This is a genomic window from Streptomyces sp. NPDC037290 (assembly GCF_055603245.1).
In genome coordinates, this window is the sequence record NZ_JBVJVZ010000034.1 from 15,847 (window position 1) to 37,957 (window position 22,111).

The 22,111-nt window shown below is 64.1% G+C and carries 13 protein-coding genes and 4 pseudogenes; 9 read left to right on the forward strand and 8 right to left on the reverse strand.

The features are described 5' to 3' along the window. Positions 1–598: 598 nt before the first annotated feature. Positions 599–1,054 carry a chaplin gene (locus tag ACZ7HQ_RS41295; RefSeq protein ID WP_471001676.1) on the forward strand — a complete coding sequence of 152 codons (456 nt, stop codon included), beginning with the start codon at positions 599–601 and terminating at the stop codon, positions 1,052–1,054. A 207-nt stretch (positions 1,055–1,261) separates the two neighbouring features. Here ACZ7HQ_RS41295 and ACZ7HQ_RS41300 read toward each other — a convergent pair whose 3' ends face one another. Together ACZ7HQ_RS41300 and ACZ7HQ_RS41305 are read right to left on the reverse strand one after the other, a co-directional pair. Further along, entirely contained in the window at positions 1,262–1,579 is a 318-nt protein-coding gene (locus ACZ7HQ_RS41300; protein ID WP_471001637.1) for a hypothetical protein, read from the reverse strand. Between the two features lie 817 nt (positions 1,580–2,396). Then, the gene (locus ACZ7HQ_RS41305) at positions 2,397–3,266 is read right to left on the reverse strand and encodes a hypothetical protein (RefSeq protein WP_471001640.1); all 870 of its coding nucleotides are present in this window, start codon (positions 3,264–3,266) and stop codon (positions 2,397–2,399) included. A 994-nt stretch (positions 3,267–4,260) separates the two neighbouring features. On the opposite strand from ACZ7HQ_RS41305, the pseudogene ACZ7HQ_RS41310 reads away from it, so the two are divergent. The 3 genes and pseudogenes from ACZ7HQ_RS41310 to ACZ7HQ_RS41320 all read left to right on the forward strand — a co-directional run. Beyond that, positions 4,261–4,479, forward strand: a pseudogene (locus tag ACZ7HQ_RS41310) (transposase); the annotation flags it as partial. Positions 4,480–4,614: 135 nt separating this feature from the next. After that, positions 4,615–4,779, forward strand: a complete 165-nt coding sequence (locus tag ACZ7HQ_RS41315; protein ID WP_471001643.1) for an SDR family NAD(P)-dependent oxidoreductase — start codon at positions 4,615–4,617, stop codon at positions 4,777–4,779. Next, positions 4,776–4,952, forward strand: coding sequence for a hypothetical protein (locus ACZ7HQ_RS41320; RefSeq protein ID WP_471001647.1), 177 nt, complete (start codon positions 4,776–4,778; stop codon positions 4,950–4,952). Before ACZ7HQ_RS41315 ends, ACZ7HQ_RS41320 begins: the two co-directional genes overlap by 4 nt. A 148-nt stretch (positions 4,953–5,100) precedes the next feature. Here ACZ7HQ_RS41320 and ACZ7HQ_RS41325 read toward each other — a convergent pair. Together ACZ7HQ_RS41325 and ACZ7HQ_RS41330 are read right to left on the reverse strand one after the other, a co-directional pair. Continuing rightward, positions 5,101–5,543 (reverse strand): annotated as a pseudogene (locus tag ACZ7HQ_RS41325) (transposase); the annotation flags it as partial. A 486-nt stretch (positions 5,544–6,029) separates the two neighbouring features. After that, a pseudogene (locus tag ACZ7HQ_RS41330) lies at positions 6,030–6,550 on the reverse strand (IS110 family transposase); the annotation flags it as partial. Between the two features lie 33 nt (positions 6,551–6,583). Between ACZ7HQ_RS41330 and ACZ7HQ_RS41335 the strand changes: the two are divergent. Further along, positions 6,584–7,825, forward strand: a pseudogene (locus ACZ7HQ_RS41335) (IS701 family transposase). A gap of 151 nt (positions 7,826–7,976) precedes the next feature. Here ACZ7HQ_RS41335 and ACZ7HQ_RS41340 read toward each other — a convergent pair. The 4 genes from ACZ7HQ_RS41340 to ACZ7HQ_RS41355 all read right to left on the reverse strand — a co-directional run bounded on the left by ACZ7HQ_RS41340 (position 7,977) and on the right by ACZ7HQ_RS41355 (position 12,855). Continuing rightward, positions 7,977–9,203 (reverse strand): ParB/RepB/Spo0J family partition protein, encoded by a 1,227-nt coding sequence (locus ACZ7HQ_RS41340; RefSeq protein ID WP_471001650.1) that lies wholly within the window; start codon positions 9,201–9,203, stop codon positions 7,977–7,979. Further along, positions 9,200–10,465, reverse strand: coding sequence for a ParA family protein (locus ACZ7HQ_RS41345; protein WP_471001653.1), 1,266 nt, complete (start codon positions 10,463–10,465; stop codon positions 9,200–9,202). Before ACZ7HQ_RS41345 ends, ACZ7HQ_RS41340 begins: the two co-directional genes overlap by 4 nt. Positions 10,466–10,678: 213 nt before the next feature. Next, entirely contained in the window at positions 10,679–11,521 is an 843-nt protein-coding gene (locus ACZ7HQ_RS41350; protein WP_471001657.1) for a hypothetical protein, read from the reverse strand. Between the two features lie 350 nt (positions 11,522–11,871). Further along, positions 11,872–12,855, reverse strand: coding sequence for a DivIVA domain-containing protein (locus tag ACZ7HQ_RS41355; RefSeq protein ID WP_471001660.1), 984 nt, complete (start codon positions 12,853–12,855; stop codon positions 11,872–11,874). Positions 12,856–15,229: 2,374 nt separating this feature from the next. Here ACZ7HQ_RS41355 and ACZ7HQ_RS41360 point away from each other — a divergent pair. The 4 genes from ACZ7HQ_RS41360 to ACZ7HQ_RS41375 form a co-directional block, all read left to right on the forward strand. Next, on the forward strand, positions 15,230–16,456 hold the full coding sequence (locus ACZ7HQ_RS41360) for a hypothetical protein (protein ID WP_471001663.1): 1,227 nt from the start codon (positions 15,230–15,232) through the stop codon (positions 16,454–16,456). A 1,200-nt stretch (positions 16,457–17,656) separates the two neighbouring features. Beyond that, positions 17,657–18,463 carry a hypothetical protein gene (locus tag ACZ7HQ_RS41365; RefSeq protein ID WP_471001667.1) on the forward strand — a complete coding sequence of 269 codons (807 nt, stop codon included), beginning with the start codon at positions 17,657–17,659 and terminating at the stop codon, positions 18,461–18,463. Positions 18,464–19,313: 850 nt separating this feature from the next. Beyond that, the gene (locus ACZ7HQ_RS41370; RefSeq protein ID WP_471001670.1) at positions 19,314–19,499 is read left to right on the forward strand and encodes a hypothetical protein; all 186 of its coding nucleotides are present in this window, start codon (positions 19,314–19,316) and stop codon (positions 19,497–19,499) included. Positions 19,500–19,949: 450 nt separating this feature from the next. Next, positions 19,950–22,111 (forward strand): SdrD B-like domain-containing protein (locus ACZ7HQ_RS41375; protein ID WP_471001673.1); only part of this gene is annotated, 2,162 nt, incomplete at its 3' end.

The following is a 22,111-nucleotide window of genomic DNA, read 5'->3' on the forward strand; positions in this document are numbered from 1 at the left end:
GATGATTCCCTCTGATGGGGTGGTGTCATTATTGGGCCTTGTCAGTGAGGCCACTTGATGTGTATTCAGGCTGAGGGCCTCGCCTGACGCCGGGTGGACATTACACGCCTGTCGGAGCGAATACCAGAATGTGGAGCTCGTGGCGCGTGTCTAGCGTTCGACTGCGCATCGCTTTCCGAGACGCATCATTTCCATCCGGCATGATCTTGAATGCCTCGTCGCGAGATATCGAATCTCGCCTGAGATGCCGCGCGCTCGTTGCGTGTTAGGACGAGGGAGCAAGTGAGTGAAGTGTGTGAACTTGTGAAGCCGCAGGTCACCCTGCCTTTTTGTGTTTACTTGACCATTTTCATATGGCCGGAGTATGCGTGCTGCGCCCCGCGGAGAATCGAGGGGCCGACGGCGGAGCGGGTACAGCAGCGAGTACCGCTCTCAACTGAGAGACCAGTCGTCGAAGCCAGCCCGGTGATGCCCCCTGCCAGGTGGGTTATGTCAACCCAGATTGACGCCAGCGTCATAATCAGATTGCCGGGGACTCTTTCAGTGCAGGCTGCTAAAAACACCGGCCGTGCCATAGCGCGGTCTCGTGAGTGGAATGATGCGCAGCCTGCAATCGTCCAACCAGACATGGGAGAAATACAACGTGCGCAAGATTGCGAAGGCGGCTGTCTTAGGGGCCGCTACTACTTCCCTGGCCCTGACCGGCGGCTTTGGTGCTGTTGCAGCTCACGCCGCCGACAGCCCGGCTGTAAACATTCCAATCCTGTCGAACAACCTGCTCCAGGTGCCGGTGAACATCCCGATCAACGTGTGCGGCACCACCGTCAGCATTCTAGGGTTGGCGCCTTTGTCGTCCAGCGGTGTGAGCACCTGTGTACCTACGTCGCCTACGGCTCCGGCGGTAGTGGCTCTGCCCGTGGTGGTTCCGCCTGCGGCTCCCCCCGCGGTTCCGCCTGCGGCTCCCCCCGCGGTTCCGCCTGCGGCTCCCCCCGCGGTTCCGCCTGCGGCTCCCCCCGCGGTTCCGCCTGCGGTGCCCGAAGCCCCCGCGGTTTAGGGATCTCGAAAGCGACGACTGTTACTTCAGCCGGGCTATTGGATTCGAACGACCGACAACCCCGTTGGCGCCGAATGCAAAGTACGTTGCGATCACGGGACGGTCTTGGCGGGCCGTCCCGAGACCGTGCCTTGTCACTCCACGCAAGCTGACATCTATAGTCGTGGCCGACCGCTGCCAGACGTCGCCTGGCAGAACGTCTGCGTATCAGCGCAGAGCGATCTCTTCCTTGTTGGACTTCACCGTCGATGCCCTTCGCGACTCTTCTGTCACCGTCCTTGCCCCACCACCTACCTTCTTGTGCAGGTTCGATCGCCAAGACGCCGAGACGGCTGACCCCCTTCCGGCGTCCGCCTCGCCCTTTTCACCGGTGAGGCGTTCTGAATTGGACCGATCGATCCGAAGAGCCGCGAGCCCGTGATGGAGCTCGGACGGCCAGGCCGCGTTAGCACCATCGACCTTGCTCGCCATCCGATGCCGGTCACCCGCCAGCGCGTCGGCGACCTGGCCGACCGGCTCGACCACGAGCGTGTGCTCGATCGGTTCGATCGTTTCGGGGAAGGAGCGAGGTTCGCGCAGGCCGGTGCTCTCCGAGGTTCCGGACCCGTTACGCCGCTACCGAGGGGAAGGCAAGATCTTCTATGGCGGTGGGCCCTTCCGCGAACGTCAGCAGGGCTGGCTGCAGCGGGGCTTTGGAGTCGAGCGTCTCCGTTCGGCGGCCTATAGCAGCGTGCACGAGGGCTCCCTCGGCTGCCAGTAGGCCACTTGCCGACATGGGGGTGCACCGCCTGTTCAGCGGTCCGGGGAGATCCTGGACATGGAGGAGAACCTCCAGCATCCGCGGACGAGGCGGGCCGGCCGGCACGTGTTCACCGCGGACCCCTGATGCGGGCAGTGGCTGGACCGGTATGAATTCGGCGGCCTGGTGCACTGGGGTGTCGGCGCCTGCACCCACGGGCTGCGTACGCCAGGCTTCCAGTTGCCTGGCCGGTTCGGCGACCTCTGCGTCGGCAGCCACTTCCTTAGCTCCTGGTACCTCACCGTCGCCGCCGGACAAAGCTCGGTCACTGGGGCGCACTTCAGCCGTGCTGGACGAGGACGACGACGGCGAGCGGCTGCCGGTACGTCTAGAGGCCGCGGTGTGCCGCAGGGCGTCACCAGCCCACACCCGTCCTGGACGGGGTGCCCGCAACTCGCCGAAGCTGTGGCCCGTGCGCCTTCTGCCAGCAACGGCATGAGCTCCTCCACCTGACACTCGGTGCACCTGGCGCCCATGGTCGTCGTCGTAAGGGCGATGTCGGCTATGCAGTGGGTGAGCGTGCGGTTCATTCCAGCTCAGCAATCACTTCTTCCGCCCAACAACGGCGCCCCGAGGCTTTGCGTTCATTGCGCCCAGCACCTTGAAGAGCTGGGCGGCTCGTCCTGTGGGACGGTTGTTGTTACAGGAGCCCTTCGGAGCAGTATAGGTTTGTGCGACAAATGCACTTGCTTCTGCGAATGATGGCTCATCGAACGTCACGTTCTTCACATACTTGCTGGTACCGACGGCTTTCAACGTGCCAGTGATTCGATGCCCTGCACCCACGTAACCTACCGTCAGAACATCGCCTGAATGAACGGACGGTGAAATCTCAGTTTCACTTGAGATGCTATTTTCCCAAGTCCTGTTGTAGCTGCGGGTCGCCGAATTCTCGAACGACTTCTCCGCGGTTTGGCTGCCTTCTGTGTAGCCAGAAATGGTACCGCTGAATCGCCCCTCTGTCTTACTTTCATCCCTGCTGTTCGAGATCTGGTCCCCCCAGTTAGGAACAAAGGTCTCATGCGTATGTCGCACAGATTGGTCTCCCGTCGCGGTACCGGAAAGATTGACCTGCGACGTATTTTCAACACTGCCCGTCTTGATTGCTGTGCCAGAGATGTCCCCTCCAATGTTGTCGGTGATCGTCGGTTGGTAGGAGAAGCTCCGAGTAACGTAGATTACTTTACTGGTGCAGTTCAAATATGAGTCACCTACCGAAATGACACCTCCCCTGTACTCCTGTACCCGATCAACCGTGAAGCTGCATCCTTTCCCCTGCTTGCAAAGGTTGGTAACCTCTTTGATCGACGAAAGAGGCTTTTCCCCATCGAAAGCCTGAGCCTTGGGCATAGGGAGCGGGCCATTTTGATTGGCAGCGCTGGACGGAACCGCAGCAATGGAGACCATGGCCATGGAGACCAGCGGGATCATTAATGGATAAAGCGAGCGGGCTCGCGAGGGTGAGGTAACTCGCGACCATGGTGTGCCGTTCAACACTTTTTTCCCTACCATTCACTTTGGTTTTTCTGCACTGACCACTACTGCCCGTCGACTGCATCCATCTTTCGCGGGGTGTTGGCCTAACATTCCGTCCATAAGGGAGCTATTCGAAGAATTCCTCTCGTATGGAAAGTGCCGCCATACAGGGCAGCGAGACGGAGACATCGTCACGACCATTAACCAATATCTAGAACCGGCATATAGATGAGGGCGCCCCCGATGTCGGGCTGACGTACTAGTCATCCGATTGGACGTGCTACTCATCCGGTTGGCGGAGCATCGGAGCCGCTTTGGGCGACGGCCTCTCCTTGAACCTCTCGCAACACTCCGGTGCACACCAACGCACCAGCTCAGTCAGCAACTTGCCCAGCCACACCGCACCTGGGCATCGCCTCAGCCCCGCAAGCGCCGCCGGTTCACAGGACCAGATGTCATCGAGGGCTCTTGGGGAGAGGCCCTGTCGTCGGCGTGGGACCCAGCGGCGGGAGTGGACGTGGATGCCGTGGAAGTCGGTGAATCGCCCGGCCCGACGGCGCACCGAGCTACGTGGTCATGGACAACCTGTCTGCCACGGGGGCACCGACATCCGCCGCCGGGCGAAGAAGAGCCCAGCACTTGGGTCTCGCGCTTGGCTTCACACTCGAGTCGGCTACGGCCAGCTAGCCCGGCTGCGCACGGGAGAGCAGCGCGGAGGGAAATGGCTCGGCCATCGCGTGGGCTGCGCGAAAATGACTGCGCTGCATACCGCCGGGCTGATCACGCTCCATCGATTCTTCGACTTGCCGGGCCATGGGTGGCTGCTGCCTGCATTCCAGTCGGCCGCTCAGGAGATCCACGTATGACGCCACGGTGGAGCACTTGAGACGTCGTCTCATGTGGAGTGCTGGGTGATCTGCACCGTGTGGTGATGGTCGAGCGCATGGTGGCGGACGACTTGAAGCTGACCCAGCGGGCGGTCCCGCCTGCTCGAACTCGGCCCCGGGGCGGCGGCCGACGCTGGTATGGGGATCGTGAGGTGCTGGCAGCGATCATCTTCGTGTCCACGGCGGGCTGCACCTGGTGGCAGCCGCGGCCGGCCTTCGGCTCCTCGTGGCCGATCGCGCACCGGCGGTTCACCGATTGGACAACGGTGACGACTGCTTCAAGACCGCTGTCGAGTGGCCGTGGCGGCGGTCACTCCGGAGCATCTCGCATTCCGGCCGGAGGATAGAAACGGCCGTGGCAGGGTGGTGATCGACTAGCGCATACGGGAGGGGGCCTTATGGGCGGAGTGCGGCGTGTCGTGGTGGTCAGCGGTGGCAGCACCGGTATCGGACAGGCCATCGCCGAGCGCATCGCCCGGGAGGGCGACAGGGCCACCGTTCTCGCGCAGCGGGCAGAGGTCTTGCACCCGGCAGCCCGTCAGGCTGGTTCTGTGGGGACTTGAAAGAAGTCGCCCAGCAGTGGCGCCGGGTCTTCGACAGCAATGTCTTGCCGGCCTTGCTGCTCACCGAAGGGTTGCTGCCGCGCATGGCCTGCTCCGGCTGCCGTGTCATCACCATCGGCTCCGTCGCCGCGCTGGGGGCAACGGCGCCCACGGAGCCGCCAAGGCGGCCCTGATGGGCTGGAACCACACGCTTGCACACCAGTTGGGACGGTAGGGTGCGACGGCCAATGTCGTACCCCTTGCCTCGCCCGAGGCCCGCTACATCACAGGTGGGTTTCTCAACAGCAACGGTCTTGCTGTGCTCGGGCGTTGAACGTCGTCTCACCTGGTGAGTCTGCGTTGGCAGACGAGGCTGCAGGCGATGGCCTGAAGGCCAGGAAGTGCTCGGCCTTCAGGTGGTAACGGCGGTTCAACGGCGGCAGCTGCCCGGCCAGGACATCGTGCGCTCGATCGTCCAGCGATGTCGGCCGAGCCGGTGAACGACTCGATGCCTTTGAGAGCGGTGCGGTACCGGATGCCTCGCTTGCGTAGCCGTGGCGCAGGTGATCGTAGTGGTATCCCTTGTCCGCGTGCAGCTTGGCGGGGCGTCGCCTGCGCGGGCCGCGGCGGGAGCGGATGGGGGGATGCCGCGCACGAGCGGCTCGAGCCTGGCTGTCGTGCAGGTTCGCGCCGGAGATTCCGATCGAGAGGGGTAAAGCGGTCCGCTCGGTGATCAAGTGGATCTCCGAGCCCTTCTTGCCCCGGTCCACAGGATTGGGACCCGTTTGTGTCACAGTTACCTTTTTCGTGTCCCCACAACGGGGCTCCCGGCCTCCGGTCTCGGCATGACTCAGGTCCCCAGTCTGTCCTGATGGAGAGGGTCCTGTCTCGGGTCGCGGAGGAATCGGCAGACCGCTGATCAGGGGCATGGGTGCCAAACCCGTACGGGATGAGGCAGGCTCTTTGTAACGTGGATGCCGGCACGGTGATGCCGCGGGCAGGCCGGGACGGTTCGTAGTCGGGATGCAGGGATCACGTGAACGAGGACGGGACCGTCGATATCTATCGGGGTCTGGACGTAGGCAAGGACGAGTACCACGTAACTGCGTTGACCCCGGTCGGATAGAAGGCCTTCGACAAGCTGCAGGCCGAACACGGCACCGTACTTGTCGTCGTTGACCAGCCGGCCTACACAGATGGCCGGACAGGTCGCCGACAACGACAATGAACTCCGCGCCGAGGATGGGACCCATGGCGGGCAGGGACGCGGCGATCGCAGCGCGATCGTCGGTGCGGAAAGCCTCGCGGTTCTCCCGCTCGTTGTCCTTGATCCGCTCATCCAGTCCTTTGAGGGCGCGGACCAACTTCACAGGCCGCTTCCCCCCAGGCAGAGCCGTGTGCTGGGCATGCGTAGCTTCCATCACCACTTCGTACGCGGTGACCGGCCCATTGACCCGGAGTAGTTGAAGGCCTGCTCCAGCCGTCAGTCCTGCATGTGTTTGGCAGGGGGATGGGAGCGTGGAGACCAACTCAGAAGGCGTGTGCAGAGGAGGAAGTCCCGAGGCATGTGCGCCTGATCGGCGATGGGCCGCGCGTCCCTGGCGCCGGTCTTTCCCCCGCCCCCGGTAGGCACCGGACATCCGGTTGACCGTGTGGCCAGGCACATAGACCGCCTGCTGTCCGTGGGTAATCTGCAGCGCCCCGAGCAGGGCGGAGGCAGGACTGATATGTCCACGGCCCATCGCACGTCAGTCGTCCTGTCGTGCATGGCCTCAACGAGCTGGAGGATCTGCGTCCCATGAAGGGTCTATGACGACTTCGCTGCCTGGTAGAAGGAAGGCGTCTTCGTTCAGCGTTGGCGTTATTCGTGGCGGATGTGTTCGCCTCGGTGCCGCGCAAGGACCAGCGGGCCAAGAGCGACTGCTATCTGCGGGGGACTGATGATGGACGGTCGCCGCAAGTCCATCCAGGCCATGGCCTCACGGCTGCCGGACGGCAACGAGCAAATCCTGCGGCAGTTCGTGAACCAGTCAGCGTAGGATCCCGTGCCGGTGCGCCGACGGATCACCGAAACGGATGGTGCCGCAGATCGGCCCGGACACCTGGGCAGTCGACGACGTGTCGTTCCCCAAGGACGGCAGGATGTCCGTGGGGGTGGCTCCTCAGTACTGCGGTGCGCTGGGCAAGCAGGCCAACTGCCAGGTCGCGGTCAGCGTGCACGCGGTCGTCGATGCGGCCTCGTGCACGCTGAACTGGCGGCTGTTCCTGCCCCGGGAGTGGACGGAAGACGCCGCCCGGCGCCGGCGGACCGGTGTGCCGGGAGACGTCGGGCACCGGGAGAAGTGGCGCCTGGCACTGGACGCCCTGGACGAACTGGCCGGATGGGGACTGGTACCGCCGGTGGCGGCCGATGCGGGCTACGGCCAGAACGCCGACTTCCGCGCCGCTCTGGCCGAGCGGGGGCACGCGTACGTGGTCGGCATCCGAGGCGATATCACCATCCAGCCCTACGAGGCGGTCCCCGCCGCCCGTCTGGACCGGCAACGGGCGCCGGCCGGTTCCCTACCGGCAGCCGGCAATGGCGGTGGCGCAACTGGCCGCGGCCGCCGGACGGGAAGCCTTCCAGGAGGTGACCTGGCGGGAAGGCTCCCGGGGCCCGATGACCTCGCGCTTCCTCGTGATGCGGGTCCGGCCGGCCGGGGTGCGCTTGCGTCGGCTGGCCCAGGCGGCCGCGGTGTCCGGGCACGGCCGGTGGGACGGCGTCCTGCCCGAGGTGCGGCTGCTGGCCGAATGGCCCGACGCTGAGGACAAACCGACCCGCTTTTGGTTGTCCGACCTGCTCGACGACACCCCGATGGTTCGGCCGGCAAGGGTCCGCTGGTGGACCGAGCACGACTACCGCGAACTCAAGCACGGCCTGGGCCTGGACCACTTCGAAGGACCTCTACCAGATCCTCGACTCCCTCCAGGACCTGCTGAACTGCTGGACCGGCACCTGCACCACCGGCCACCAACCCCTGTGGCGGCGTGCGGGGTTGCGGAACCCTGCCGGTACCAGCACGCATAGTATTGCGCCGGTCCCTTCCCCGCTCGCGGGGAAGGGACCGTTTCACATGGCCGGTGCTCCACGGTTCATGGCGTTGGTGCCCTGCCGAGCGCACAACCGCAGATGGGCCGGCTCTGACATCAGAGCCGACCCATCGTTCGAAGCTACGCGTTCAGGTGGTCCGCTCGGTGGCTTGCTCTGTGAAGGAGCGAGCCAGCTGCTCGAATCGAGAGGGATTCCGTTTCAGAGCCTTCGTGCCCAAAAGCCGGAGCAGATCGAAGAAGACATCGTCGGACTCGATCTTGACGTCGAGGAGCATCGCCAAACTGCCAGGCTCGTTGTACGGAACCTTGCGGACCTGGAGGCCGATGTGCATCTCTTCCACGTCGCGAGCCGTGGGCGCTTCCGTCCGCGGCTCTGGTACCGGCTGCTGCGCTGTGGCAGCAGCCTGGTTCGACTGATCGTTCGAGGGCGAAGCCTCGGGGTTGTGTCCCTCTATTACGTCGTAATAGCCGTCCGCCGTCCGGACCTGCTGACCTCCCCCATCACTTGCGGGCGGCTCCGTCTGGCCACTCTGAATCGATCCGGTCGACTCGGCGGCCCCTATTACGCCGTAATAGCTGTCGGGTCCGTCGGGCCGCTTCCGGGGCGGCGCCTCGCTCTGGGGCTTCTTCTGCGCCTGCCTCTCCTCATCCTTCCTGGCCCGCTCCTCTCTCAGACGCTCGAGTGCTGCTTCCTGCTCTTCGGCTGGCTTGCTAGCGACAGCGCGCAGAAGGTCGATGGGGTCATCACCGATGCGGGCCTGCAGTTCGGGAGTGAGATTTAGCAGAGCGAGGCGCTGTGACACCCACCCCTGGGACCGGTGCAGCCGCTTGGCCAACGCGGTCTGGCTGCCATGGATAGCCAACAGACGCTGAAGGGCTCGGGCTTCGTCAAGTTCCGGCAAGTCTTGGCGGTGGATGTTGGCGACGAGGGCGGATTCGAGGACTTCTTCGGAGTTGGCACCCTGATCGTCACTGACCATGACCTTGACGGTGGCGAGCTGGGCTTCTCGGGCAGCAGCGAGGCGGCTGCTGCCGTCCACCACGACGTGGGTGGTGTCTGGCTCGAGGTCCGCTTCGCGGTCCGGGTTGACCTTGATATAGGCGTCACGGTTCATGACCGTGATCGCTTGCTTCTGGCCGTGAGTCTTCAGGCTGCCTGCCAGATCGGTGAGGTCACCGAGGGTGGAACGGGGGTTGTCCGGGTTCAGGCTGATGCGGTCCGGGGGAAGTTCGGTGGGCGGGGCGACACCGTCGGTAGGCACTCCCGTCGCGGCTGCGACGGCCTGGCGGCGTGCGCTCACGGGACGCACACCGCCGCCGAAGCGTCCGGCTCCCAGTTGGTCGGCCTTGCTCATGCGATCTCCCGGGCCATTGCGCGCATGCCGATCGCCTGCTGCGACTTGGGCGCGTAGGACAAAAGGGGCCGCTTCATTCGTACTGCTTCTTTCTGTTCTTTGAGGTCGCCGATGAGCCCGACGACCCGTGGATCCTTTATGTCAACCCACCCCTGGAGCGAAGAGGTGGCGATGAAACCCCGGCGGGAGTCATAGAGGTTGACGACGATGCCGAGGTAGTCGATGTCGACCATGAGGTCCCCGCGCAGATCGTCGATCTGCGTGGTGAGCAGTTCGTAGGCGTCGGCCGAGCTGTCCTCGGCCTGCACGACGATCAGGGCGCCGGACTGGCCAGACTTTTCGCCGTCGCGGCGGCGACCGTAGTACGCCGCGGCGTCCATGCTGAGGCCGAGGCTGGGTGGGCAGTCAACGACGATGACGTCGTAGTCGGGTTCGAGTGGCGCGAGGGCCCGTTCCAGCGCTGCTTCCCTGGCCCGTACGGCGGACAGGCGGACGTCGAGGAGAAAGGCGTCGTTGCAGGCGGGCAGAAGGTGGAGTCGGCCCCCGAAGGCGTCGTCATCGATGGAGACGACGAGATCGCGGAGGTCCCCCTTGGGATCGCCTGCCATGTGATTGGTGAGGCTGTCACCGTTCATCGGCAACGGCGCCGCGCCGAGCTGATTGGTGAGATGGCACTGCGGGTCGAAGTCGACGAGGAGGACGCGGAGTCCGAGCCCGGGCAGGTTCTCGATGTCCAGGGGATCGTCGCCGGCGGACTCCTCGTCAGAGTGCATGTCGCTGGCACGCAAGGCTCTTGCGAGAGCCTTGGACACCCGGACGGCATGCAGGCTGTTGGCGTCTTCAGCAAGTGCTTCACCCAGACCGGCGGTGATTGCCGTCTTGCCGACGCCGCCCTTCTGGTTGCAGACGATGATGCGACGGGTGATCTCAGGTCGTGCGACATCCGGAGCCGGGTTGAAGTCAAGCCATAGTTGGACGGACTGGGCCAGGCCCTGAATCAGTGAGACCCGGCGGTCGGTGGCTACCTGACGGAACTCATCCCACTGACCGGGTGGCAGGAAGGTGGAAAAGGAGTCGGCCCCCGAAGTGTCGACAGTCGTGGGGGTGGAGGCGAGACCGCACCAGTCTCTGATGCCCTGTTCGACGGCTGCCTGGATCTCGATGCCGTGCTGCGCGGCTCTGACTTTGAGGTTCTGCCGGAGCCATCCCGGCAGCTTGGAGACGACCTTCTCGCGGTCGTTGGAGGTGGCTGGCGAACTCATGATGACACCTTACTAACGTTCACGGTCGATGGAAGCATCGACACGTTAGTTAGATGATCTGTGGTGGTGCGAGGCGGGAGGAACCGGTTGGCGGAGCCTATTACGCCGTAATAGCCGATCGTGGGACGTCGAGGTGACGGCTGTCTATTACGCCGTAATAGACAGCCGTCACACGGCCTGCGTACGGGGTACGGAGGCCGGGCGACGTACTGCTCAGAAAGATGTACGAGCGCCCGAGCCATGGCGCACTGTGTTCTCGGGGAGTACTGCCGACGCAGCCGCGTAGGCGAGACCGGCCTCGATGGTTCTCGCCGCAGGCCGTGCGCTCTCCCGCTCGCTCCTCCTCAGTTCCCTGACCAGGGCTTCCACGTACCTTCCAAGACTGACGACTTGGGTTGCTGTCTCACAGTCAGGAAGCACTGCGGCGATCTGGTCCAGCCAGAACGTGACGTCCTCATCGTCGTCGAGACCCTCCCGGTGCTCCAGCAGGCGTTGCGCAACCGGCACCAGCAGCGCATGGCGGCGTGCCGCCTCCTGCTGGGCACGGCGTTCGGCTGCGGCGGTGGCAGCAGCACGACGCTCGGCTTCGAGAACGGCCTCAGGAGTTCGGCGTACCGGCCGATCGCCGCGCTCGGGGTCCGTGAGCGTTGCCGCACGCAGACGCTTCGCTTTGTTGTAGGCCGCACTGGGCGTGTTCACGGCGAGAGCCTCGGCGAGCACAGCCCACTCCGCGTGGGCGGCACGGGCATCCTCAACGGCCTTCGCCTGATGGACGTCAGCCTGTTCGCGTAGGTACTCCCACAACTTAACGCGTGCGATCGCGGCCGTGCGTTGCTGCTCCTCGCTCTTCAAGGCACCCGCGTGGGTTTCGAGATACAGCAGGGCCTGGAAGAGCTCCTCGTCAGCCGGCATCCGGCCGACGTTCTCGTCGTCGGCGTCTTCGTGCAACTGCCGCAACTCACCAATCAGACCCACGGCGTCGACCACACCGATCCGAACGGGGGCCTTGAGCAATGGCCTCGTGGGAGGAGCTGACTTTCTGATGAGACGTGCCATGTCCGAGAGTCTGCCCGACGATTCACATTCTGTGAATCACTGGATGCAGAGGTCAGGCTTTATCCAGCAGTTCCGACCAAGAGCATCATCCGCCCTGGTCACGCACCCATTGACGACACCACTCCCCTCCCCTCCGCGTGACGTGCTGGGCCCCAGGGCCGCCCTTGTGCGACCAGATGAGGCGCACGTCTGCGGGTAGTCAGGCGTACGTGCGCGCACTGATGTGGCGTGGACGTGGACCATGGCCCTCTGGTCCGAGACCCGATGCCGAGGCCGGGAGTCGGCGGCCCCGGACCGAAGTCCGAGGCCCTGCAAGAAGGTGTTGACGCCGCTGTCGAAGAGGCCCGGTCTCAGTCGTCCTCCTGCTCGATCAGGAACCCGTGCACCGGCGACGGTGCCTGCCCCATGGGCGACGGACCCTGTGGGCGGGCCTGGGCCGTGTGCTGTGGCCTCGCGGCGCTCATGTGTTGCTGGCCGCCGTAGGGCGGAGGGGGCGGAGGCGGCGGCGGGGGAGTGCCGCCCATCGCCTCATTGCCGCCGTAGGAGGCGCTTACGCCAGACGGAGTGATGGAAGGGGTCATGGATGAGGCGGCTTGGTTGCGTGAGGGGGGTGGTGAATCGGCCTCAAGCTCCAGATGGCGCAGCTGCGACTCGAGGTACGACTTCAAACGCGAGCGGTAATCGCGCTCGAAGCCGCGCAGGTCTTCGACCCTGCGCTCGAGCGTTGCGCGGGCGGACTCCAGAGAACCGATGGCGGCGCGGTGCTTGTCCTGGGCGTCCCGCTCCAGAGCGTCGGCCCTGGCACGGGCATCACGCTCGATGCCCTCGGCGCGGATACGAGCCTCGCCGAGAATCTTGTTGGCCTCGGTCCTGGCCTCGCTGATGGCATGGTCGGCGGTCTGCTGAGCCAGCGCGAGGATGCGCGCGGCGCCGTCGCCGCCGGGACTGCCCGCGTTCTGACGCATCGGGCTGGAATCCTGCGAGCTGCCCTGGCCGTGGGATTCGGCGGCCAGCTGCGGGATGCTGCTCGGCAGCTGAGACACGCTCCCCACTTGCTGCGGCGCGCCGGATACGCCGGCGGGTAGCGGGTTGGGGCTTCGATTGCTTAGGTGCTGATCTTGCACTGCGGGCATGTCGGCGTTCTGTTGCATCTTCGCGTTGGGCCCGGTGGCAGCGGCCAGCTTGGCGCGCAGGTCATTGTTCTCGCGGAGGAGGCGGGTCAGTTCGGCTTCGACCTTGTCGAGGAAGGCATCGACTTCGTCCTCGTCGTAGCCTTCGCGGAGACGGGTGGTCGTGAACTGCTTGTTCCGCACGTCCTCGGGGGTTAATGGCATTTCTTCACCCCAACGTAGTCATCGGCACTCGGCAGGGACCGAGAAGAAGAGCGGGTCGAGCGCCGCGCCCCCGAGACGCAGCGATGGGCAGAACCGCTGAAGAGCCTTCAGCGGTGAACTTGCCACAGCACAGGACTGGTAGCCGGCCTTGAGGGAGGCAACGGCTCCCTCCCAGATGCTGTGGACGTAGATTGCATCACCCTTGGCCACTGATGGCATCCGCACGAGCCAGCACAGACAGCCAGGTGCCTGGACGCTAAGGCTGCGAGGTACTTTTGCTCGACATCAGACTCACTTCCATCAGGGCGTCGGCCCGGCAGGTGCCGGGATTTCGAGATGGGGCAAATCGCTACAGAATAATATAGATCTCTAATGGTCTCGTGTGTCGAGAGTAAAGCCAATGGCTGCGCGGAACACCTTGAGGACGCCGCGCCGGCGCTCTCAGCGCTGTCAGTTGCCGACCTCGACGGTTGCCCTAAGACCGCTTGTTGAGGCGTCCGAGTCCAGCCTTCAGCCGTTTCCCGCAGATGAACCTCATGGCCATCGGAGCCCGCCTTGTCTGGAACAGGCAAGAGGTGGCGCGGTGCTTCATCGTGAGCCGCTCATCCTTGGTCAGCCCCCTACCATGCCCACGTCGTTGGCTGGTCCCCAGCACCGAATGCAGGCACCGGCCTACGATCGGGCGGCGATGGCATACCGCCTCGGCTCCCTCGATCTGCAGGAGCGCCGATCCTCAGTGTTGTCGATGAGTGAGAACAGCTCGAGGGCCTCTTCGCGGCCGGGCCGTGTCACGGAACTCTGCAGGCGACATGAACTGCGGTGGATCCCCGTCCGGCGCGCTGCCTCGCTCATCTTGGTGCCAGCCAAGTGAGTGTGCGGACGCACATGAAGTGCACCGTGACCGGGTGACGCCGGCGCTATGCGTGGTGAATGTGTTCGTCTCGGTGCCTCGTAGGGGTGCGGCAGCGGATCGTCGAGCGGCTGGTGCCGCAGTCAGGCCCCGACGTCTGGGTGATCGAAGCCGTGTCGTTCCCCAAGGACGCGTGCCGCCGGTGGTGGTGGCTGATGCGGACACGGCCACAAAGCAGACTTCCGTGCCGCTCTGTCCGGGCGGGGACAGGCGTACGTGGTCCGAACCGCTTCGGGCTGGCCCGAACCCGCTTCCGGCTGGTCCGACCCGGTTGACGACACCCCATCGCCGAACTGGTTCGCCAGGCAAGGAGCTGCCCGCCGAAGCACTTGCGCCAGAGGCAATCCGTACGCACGAACCGGTTCAGCCATACCTGTTCGCAGGGCGGGGGTGAGGCGGTGATCCATCCTTCCTTGGTTATGCACCGGGTGTCGTGTTCGACCGGAGTGGGCATGGAAGAGGGGCAGAGAACACCGGATCCAACGCGACTGCCAGCCGGCAGAACGGGTCCGTGAGCGACGTCGGGATGGCGTTCGAGCATGTAGGCAGCACACAGGCCCGGGTATGCGCGAAGACCAGGTCACCCCGGAAGGGCGCCCGGCTGTCAGAAATGAATACCGACGCCGCGCCTTGCCAGTCGCGCCTACAAGCCCGCGGATCCTCGGCCGTGGCGGCCGGCCACCAGATCGCATTCGTCCGTTGAGGCAGAGTGGACGTGAGACTCCGCGTGAGGCCGACCGCGCGGGTCCGGCCTCGCGAGCCCAGCCCCGTGAGCCCGGTGGATCACCACCTGCTGCGTACGAACTGGCCGCCACGCCGGCTCTACGAGAAGGGATGCGTAGTCCGAGGCTCGGTGTCTCAGCGGATTCAAGGGGCGGATACACGCGGGGCTGTGCCTCGCCGTGACCGGTTCAGGCTGATTCGGGTGCGTACCGAGCTGTGTCAACCAGGAACAGGCCACTTCAGGACAGTTGATGGCGTGTACTTTGGGACTGGATCGCGTACGTACCTGACCCGTCCACGGTCGCAGCATCTCCGCTCGATGGCCGCCCGCCTTCGAAGGCGAGGTGGGTCGCGTGGCCAGCCTGTCGGTCCTGTCTGAGCGACCGTTCCCAACAGCAGCCTCGTCGTGTCCCGGACAAGGATCTTGGCTCCGCCGTAAATGTCTTGAAATCGACTAAAGATGTCGCAAACACACCTGCCGAGGTGGTATCCCGGCTACGCAGACTTGGTAACCCTGCTCTGCAGCGGAGGCGTGAGCAGGCCACTGGGGAATGGAGGCGCCTGGTGCCTCGCCAACGTCAGCGAAACGTACGACTCGGAGCCCTTTTGGCGGAGGCGGACTGGAGCGCCGCTGACCTTGCCAGGGCTGTCAACTTGATCGGCCGCTCGGAAAGCTTGAGCCTCCATTACGACCGGACCACGGTTGCTCATTGGCTTGCCGGATCCTGCCCCAGGCCACCCGTGCCGGACTTGGTCGCCGAAACGCTGACTCGCCGCATCGGTCGCCTGGTACGAGCGGCGGATACCGGACTTCTCCCGAGACCGGACTCGCAGGAGACGGGCATCCTCGACTTTGTGTCGGCGGAGCGGGAAGACCCCGTACAAAAACTCCTTGCCCTTGCCAGGATTGACGCCGACCCGGCCCGCCGTTCCGCCCTACTCGATCTCATCTACCGCCAGACTCTGGTGGACGCCAAGGACCGTGCTGCTCTCTCAGATTCAGCAGCAGGCGAACAGGTGGCATGGACGGCGGAGGGGAGCGGACGACAGCGGGCCGTCCCCGTCGAGGCGCGACTCATGCATGCCATGATCGACTCCTTCGTCTCGTACAAAGAACAGTTCGGGGGCGGCCATGCTCGAGCTGTGCCGGCTGCTTACGCAGCTGACGACGTGGGACGTTTACTCACCTCGCTGATGCGGCCACCGGTGCGTACGAACCTGCTGATCGCAGTTGGACAACTGGCCCACGTCATGGGCGACATGACAGCAGACGCGGGGCACCACGGGCTCGCGCAGCGCTACTACCTGCTCGCTTCGGAAATCGCGATACAGGCAGGCGATCGACGGGGACGTGCGATCGCGTTACGGGCGATGAGTGTCCAGGCAGCCTCGCTCGAGGTACCGCGCTATGCGGTAGACCTGGCGGATGCCGCTGTCAGTGTCGGTGGCACGTTGGACGACGGTGACCTGCGAGCCTTTCTACTGGCGCAACGGGCATACGCTCATGCGCTCGTCGGTGACAGTCGCGATGCCCTCGAGGACATGGCCGTAGCCGAGCGTGCCCTTGACGGAACGACGGGAGCAGCAGGACCGTTCTCGTCGTATCCGAGAGCCGGATTCGAGTATCAGCAGGGTATGACGCTCCACGCACTTGGCGAGAGAAACGCTGCGGTCACTTCCTTCAGTAGGTCGGTGCAGTGGCGTGCACCCAATGAGCGGCGGGTGCGGGCTCTTACCCAGGCGCGCCTGGCCAATCTCCTGCTTGATCTGGGTCGTGTCGAAGAAGCGTGTGTACACGCTTCGGCGTTCGCCGAAGACTACCCATGGCTCCGTTCTCATGGGGTTTCCAAGGCGATAAGGCAGATTCGTTCACGTTTGGCGACATTTCCCAGGGTGCAGAGAGCCGCCGCCTTGCACGAGCGACTTACGGAGTTGGAAGAGGCGCTGCAGTCTCGCGCCTGCCACTGATCAGGCACTGAGTCACGCTCAAGCGCCAAGTCCGTGTCGGGCCTGATGTGGCTTTCCGCCTGTCTCCTCCGGCTTCTCACACAAAGGCGCCGGTGCGGAGGAGGAATGGCAGGTAGCCATGGTTTCCGGCGGCGAATCGGGAAGGACAACCCGTACCTGCGGCTGGGGGGTTGCATGCGTGCCTGCGGCGGCCATGTGTGCGTAAGTGGCGATCAAGGCGTCTAACGGATCATTCATGTTTGGATTATTGAATCGTCTCGTGGGCACATCCAATACATTCCCGCACCAATCAACCGATTAGCCTACTAATTAACGGTGGTTGACCGTGCCGCGAGATAGTCGTCCTGGTCGGACGCCGGGCAGGAACGACACTTTCTCGGGCCTCGGACACGGACCTCGGACGCCCGGACCGGCTTGCGAAAGCCTGCCAGGCATCCGCCAGCCGCGCCATACGTCCATCACCCACACCATGCATCACCCTTGTCCCGCATGGGTCTACGCGAGCCTCTCGGGAGGGTTCCGAAAGCCCTGCTTGCACGCCGGTTCGCCCCCTTCCCCTCCGCCTCGTCCGCACGTCACCCTGGCGGCGGCCTGAAGCGGGTTATCCGACTTATCGGCCCCACATCTGACGGCCCCACCCCGAGAGAGCGTAATGAAGTGCTTTGGCGTGATGTACGTGCGTACTGTGGCCGTGGTCGGCGTATTGATGCAGCAGACGCTTGGAGCGAGGCTATTGAGCGGTGATGAGTTTCCCCCGGAAGCCATAGCCCACGGAAGAACGGTTCTGACGATGACGTGGGACGGGAGTCCATCGGCATGACGGCGAGCGGCATCCAGGAAGGGCGCCGACCCTGCTGAGTGGGATCTTCAGGAGACGTTTTGTCTGCCCTTCGAGTTGCTTCGCAGTCGTCTGCTCACGGAACCAGAGCGGGTGCCCTCTCGAGCAGAACGGCGCTGCTGCACGTGCCGCCTTGACTCCGAGCACTCCGCCTTCGTGCGTGATCACTCGTATTGCCCGCCCCACTCCGTCATATCGGCGTGAGGGCGTTCCTCCCGGTCCCGCAAGCTGCCAGGGAGTGCTAGTGCCCAGATACACACGCACTTCTTGTGGGTCCGTCACCGCCAAAATCCTGATGGCCGTCGGCCTGTCCAATGGTCGAATCATGTTTCCGGTGTATGCCGTTTTCCGGGAGGAATCGCGTGAAGAAGATGGCAAAAGGCCCTGAATGGCAAGAGCTCCAGAATGATCTGGAGAACGGCGTGGGCCACTACATGGTCGGTGTCGCGGAGCGACTCCTGATCGACGGACTACCTGTCACATCAATTTATGCTCATGCCATGTGTGACGAACGTTCGTTCACGGACGACGATGTCGAAGGAAGCATTCACTTCAAGCAGTCCTGGCCGAGTTTCAAGGAGAATACTGAGTCGTTCCTCCACTGGGTGGGCACATCCGGATGGTGCTATCGCACCGTCCGCAAGACCGCCGGCGCCGACCCTTCGACCGAGTCTGCGCGATGGCTCAACGCGGGCTTGCTGCCGGATACCGATCGAGTGGCTGCCTTCGTCTCCGCCGTTCAGGTGTGCCCCGGTGCAGCCGGAAGCGCCGAGCGTCCTTTCTATCGGACCGCCCTCGACCAGCTGCATGACTTGGTGACCAGGCTCAGGCAGTATGCGCCAGGACCGGAGCACAGCCCGCTTGCCCATAGCAGCTATGAGGCCCGCTTCACGGAAATTCACGGTGCCGCCTATCGGAACCGCGTCATCAGGGCTTTGGTCTCCGGAGACGATCGCGTTCTGTTCCTGCCCATTCGAAACAGCGAATTGCGTGCCCTTCAGCACCTCCTTGCGTACGCTGAGGCCATCGCTCCGCCAGCCGGGCCCTACGATCTGGCTCAAAGCCTCGCAGAGGACCTGTGCCGTAGGACCCCCGGCGACCATCGCAGCGTCTACCTCCATGACAACGCACGCTCCATGGCGGCCAGGCAGCTGGGCCTGTTCGGCTGACGCTCTGTTCGCACAGCTCTTCAAATCCGTAGTCAAAGATCAAAAGAGGACTGTCGGTCAGTCACCCGTTCGGATGATGTTCGTACAAGTCGCGACAGCTTCGTGATGGGAATTTTCCCTGGTCACGCACCTGCGGGCCGCGTTGTCGTGGAATCTTGTGAGTGCTCCGTACGGGTGAGCTGGCGGAATCATGCGGCGTATGGCTTCGGTGGAACGCACCCCCTGCGCTCGCTCCAGCACACGATCATGTCCTGTGAGCTGCGCGACCAGCTCATTCCCCGCCGGCACGCGGTGGCATCACGCCATCACCCGCGATCAGACCGGCGAGCGAAGTGGCTGACCGGGGCCTGCCCGCTCGGTGGTGTCGCGGTCCAGGGCCGGGAGAGTGGGCACAGCGGCCGACTGGATACAAGGGAAACACCGGCCCGGCGCACCTCCGCCAAGAAGCATTCGAGCCGGTGTCAACAGATAGTCAGCCACTCAAATTGGTTGGAACTTTACTATGTGGATCCGTGTTCGGATACCGGATTCGCAAACGATGACGCACCTCTACGCACATCTTGCGACGTAAGAGAGAGTACCTATGTGTGCCGCAACTTCGGGCGCCTCATATCCAATTCGTAACCTCCTGCGTGCGGTATCAGTATCTGAAAACGGAAGAGAGGCATCCGCTTTGGCGGCCGTTCCGGGATGTCGCGACTGGTGGTATACGATTCCCACAGGGCAGCTGAGTGGTTCCATCTGGAATCGATGCGGACGCCGGAAAATCAGAGTCCTGTCCTGGTGCCCGGAAGTCCTTGTCAAGACCGCGGCACTGGATACCCGTGGCATTTGCCGTGGGCAGCACTACGTGGTCCGGGTCAATGGGCAGTTGGCTCTACTCAGCGACACCGACCTGCCGGATGGTCGCGGATGGCAGCAATTCACCACCATCGACCTGTGGCAGGCCCTCACCTTGAAGAGCCTGCTGGCCAATATCGTCCATGACCAGGCCCAACGGCTTCCGCGGGTCGCCTTCAGGGAAGTGACCGACTGAGTTTGCCGTGCCAACTCCCGTGTCTCCAGTGGGCGTGTCGGTCAGTGCGTTGATCTGACCGCCACCCCGGCGGGCTCATGCAGCGTCGCCGCCCCTCGTGTCAGTCGGGCTCACTGTGCGGGCAAACCGGACAGCGGCAAGGAAGCGGGTGGAGCGGACGGTTCCGTGCGGACTTCCTCATGCGGCCCGCTAGCGTGTCCGTACGGAGAGGGTCGTGAGGCGGCGCAGGCATCCTGCCCACATGTACATGCGCATGCCGACGCGCACTGGCATGGGCACCCGCAACCGGAGTGTCGCAGCGTCCCCTCCTCCATGCCGATTATCACATGGGGGAGGGTTCACTCCTTCAGCTCGTCCGTTCGTCACATGAGGGGGCGGCCGAAATCTTAACTGGTGTGTCTGATCCTCATAAAGGATCGTCTTGCTTCCAGTCGGGTGAAAGGGTTGCCAATGGAGCGGCGGCAGCGCCGGCGTTGGGCCGGTGGTATGTCTTTGGGATTATCTGCGGCGTTATCGGTGTCGATGGGGGCGGCGGGGTTCTTTGCGGCGGTGGCGCCGGCGTCCGCCGATGCGGGGGATGGTACGGCGACGATTCGTGTGGTGCGGGAGGTGAATGCGAACGGGAAGTGGGATCAGGCGCTGGAGCCGGGCTGGGCCGGTGTGACGGTCACACTCACCGACGACGCGGGTCGGTCGGTGACCGGTGTGACGCAGGCGGACGGCACGGTGAAGCTGTCGCCGGGTACGGCTTTGAGTGGTGGTAAGTATCGGGTGGAGGTGAAGAACCCGGATCCGAAGGTGTATTTTCCCGGGGCCGCTTCGCCGCGGGCGGATCTGCTGGATCCGACGGTGCTGTCGTCGAACGTGGAGTTCGTCGACCTGTCCGCGGGGAAGAACGTGGAGGTCACGACCTCGTTCTGGAGTCCTGAGGATTACTGCCAGAAGAACGCCACCTTGGTCACCGCCTGCCAGAACCCCACGATTCCGAAGCCGGCGCCGGATACCAACAAGACGCTGACGTCGTTCCCGTTCAACGCGCGCGGCGATGCCACAGTGACCGCCGGCCTTGCCACCGATCTGGCGAACAACGGCCAGACCGGGACGGTATGGGGTATCGGTTATAACAAGGTGACGAAGCAGGTCTTTTCTTCCGCGTACGCCAAGCGAGGCACGAAGTACGGTCCCGGCGGCCCTGGCGGGATCTACCGTACCGACCCGGCCACCAAGCAGACCGTCCTGTGGGCCACGGTCCCCAACCCCGGTACCACCGCGCACAATCCCGGCGCCGCGATGGATGAGGCATTCGGTCCGGCGGTAGGCAAGGAATCGCTGGGCGACCTGGATGTGAGTCCGGACGGCAAGGACCTGTACGTCGTCAACATGCACGACCGCAGGCTCTACCGCTACGACGCCACGCAGGCCACAGCGGCCGCCCCCAAGGCGTCCTATGCCATCCCGAACCCGGGTTGTGCGGCATCGGGTGACTGGCGTCCGTACGGGCTTGGCCTTCAGGACGGCAAGGTCTACGTGGGCGGTGTCTGTTCGGCGGAATCCACCGGCAACAAGGCCGACATGCGGGCGGTCGTGTACACCTTTGATCCGGTCACGGGCCAGTTCACCGGTACTGTCATGGACCAGCCGCTGAACTTCCCCCGCGGCGGCCTCCAGGACACCGACCCTGAAAGGTGCAGCGGCCACGGGTGGTATCCCTGGACCAACGTCCGGCCCCAGACCCAGGACGGCAGAACCTGCACCCGCGATTACATCGAGAATCCGGAGCCGGAGCTTTCCGACATCAACTTCGAGACCAACGGCGACATGGTGGTCGGCTTCGGCGACCGCTTCTCCGACCGCAGTGGCTGGGCTCTGCCCTCCACCTCCGCCGCCTGGCCGGCGACCACCGCGTTCCAGGGCGGTGACATCAACCGGGCGTGCCGTGGCGGGAACCACATGTTCGTGCTGGACGGCAACGGCGGCTGCACCAACAACGCCACCCCCGCCAACGACGGCAACGAGAACACGGATGTCAAGGAGTTCTATCCCGGCGACAACATTGGAGGTCACCAGGAGATCAGCTCCGGCGGTGTGGCCCTCGACAAGGTTGAGACAAGCATCCCGTTCACCGCGATGGACCCGATCATCAAGACCGGCAGCGGCGTGGCGTGGGTCGACCGCACCACGGGCACCCGGGACCCGGCGAACGGTCTCTACCTGAGCGATGTCTTCGGCAAGACGCGCGGTATGGGTGATCTTGAGGTGTTGTGTGATCAGGCGCCGTTGCAGATCGGTAACCGGGTGTGGCAGGACACCAACGAGAACGGGATCCAGGATCCGGGTGAGCCGGGGATCGCCGGTGCCACGGTGAATCTGTACGACGCCAACGGGAACAAGATCGGTACGACGGTCACCAATTCGCGTGGTGAGTACTACTTCGACTCGACCGTGACGAACAACGTCAAGCCCGAGGACCTGGTGTACGGGCGTACGTACACGATCAAGATGGACAACCCGGACGACTACGCGGCCGGTGGTGTGCTGCAGGGCTGGGTGCCCACCCGTCCGAACCAGGGCGGTGACGACCAGATCGACTCCAGCGGCGAGCCGGACGGCAA

Coding starts and splice junctions, on each gene's coding strand:
- ACZ7HQ_RS41315 (WP_471001643.1), top strand. CDS start 4,615: ATGGGCGGAGTGCGGCGTGTCGTGGTGGTCAGCGGTGGCAGCACCGGT.
- ACZ7HQ_RS41350 (WP_471001657.1), bottom strand. CDS start 11,521: ATGGCACGTCTCATCAGAAAGTCAGCTCCTCCCACGAGGCCATTGCTC.
- ACZ7HQ_RS41340 (WP_471001650.1), bottom strand. CDS start 9,203: ATGAGCAAGGCCGACCAACTGGGAGCCGGACGCTTCGGCGGCGGTGTG.
- ACZ7HQ_RS41305 (WP_471001640.1), bottom strand. CDS start 3,266: ATGGCCATGGTCTCCATTGCTGCGGTTCCGTCCAGCGCTGCCAATCAA.
- ACZ7HQ_RS41355 (WP_471001660.1), bottom strand. CDS start 12,855: ATGCCATTAACCCCCGAGGACGTGCGGAACAAGCAGTTCACGACCACC.
- ACZ7HQ_RS41345 (WP_471001653.1), bottom strand. CDS start 10,465: ATGAGTTCGCCAGCCACCTCCAACGACCGCGAGAAGGTCGTCTCCAAG.
- ACZ7HQ_RS41295 (WP_471001676.1), top strand. CDS start 599: ATGCGCAGCCTGCAATCGTCCAACCAGACATGGGAGAAATACAACGTG.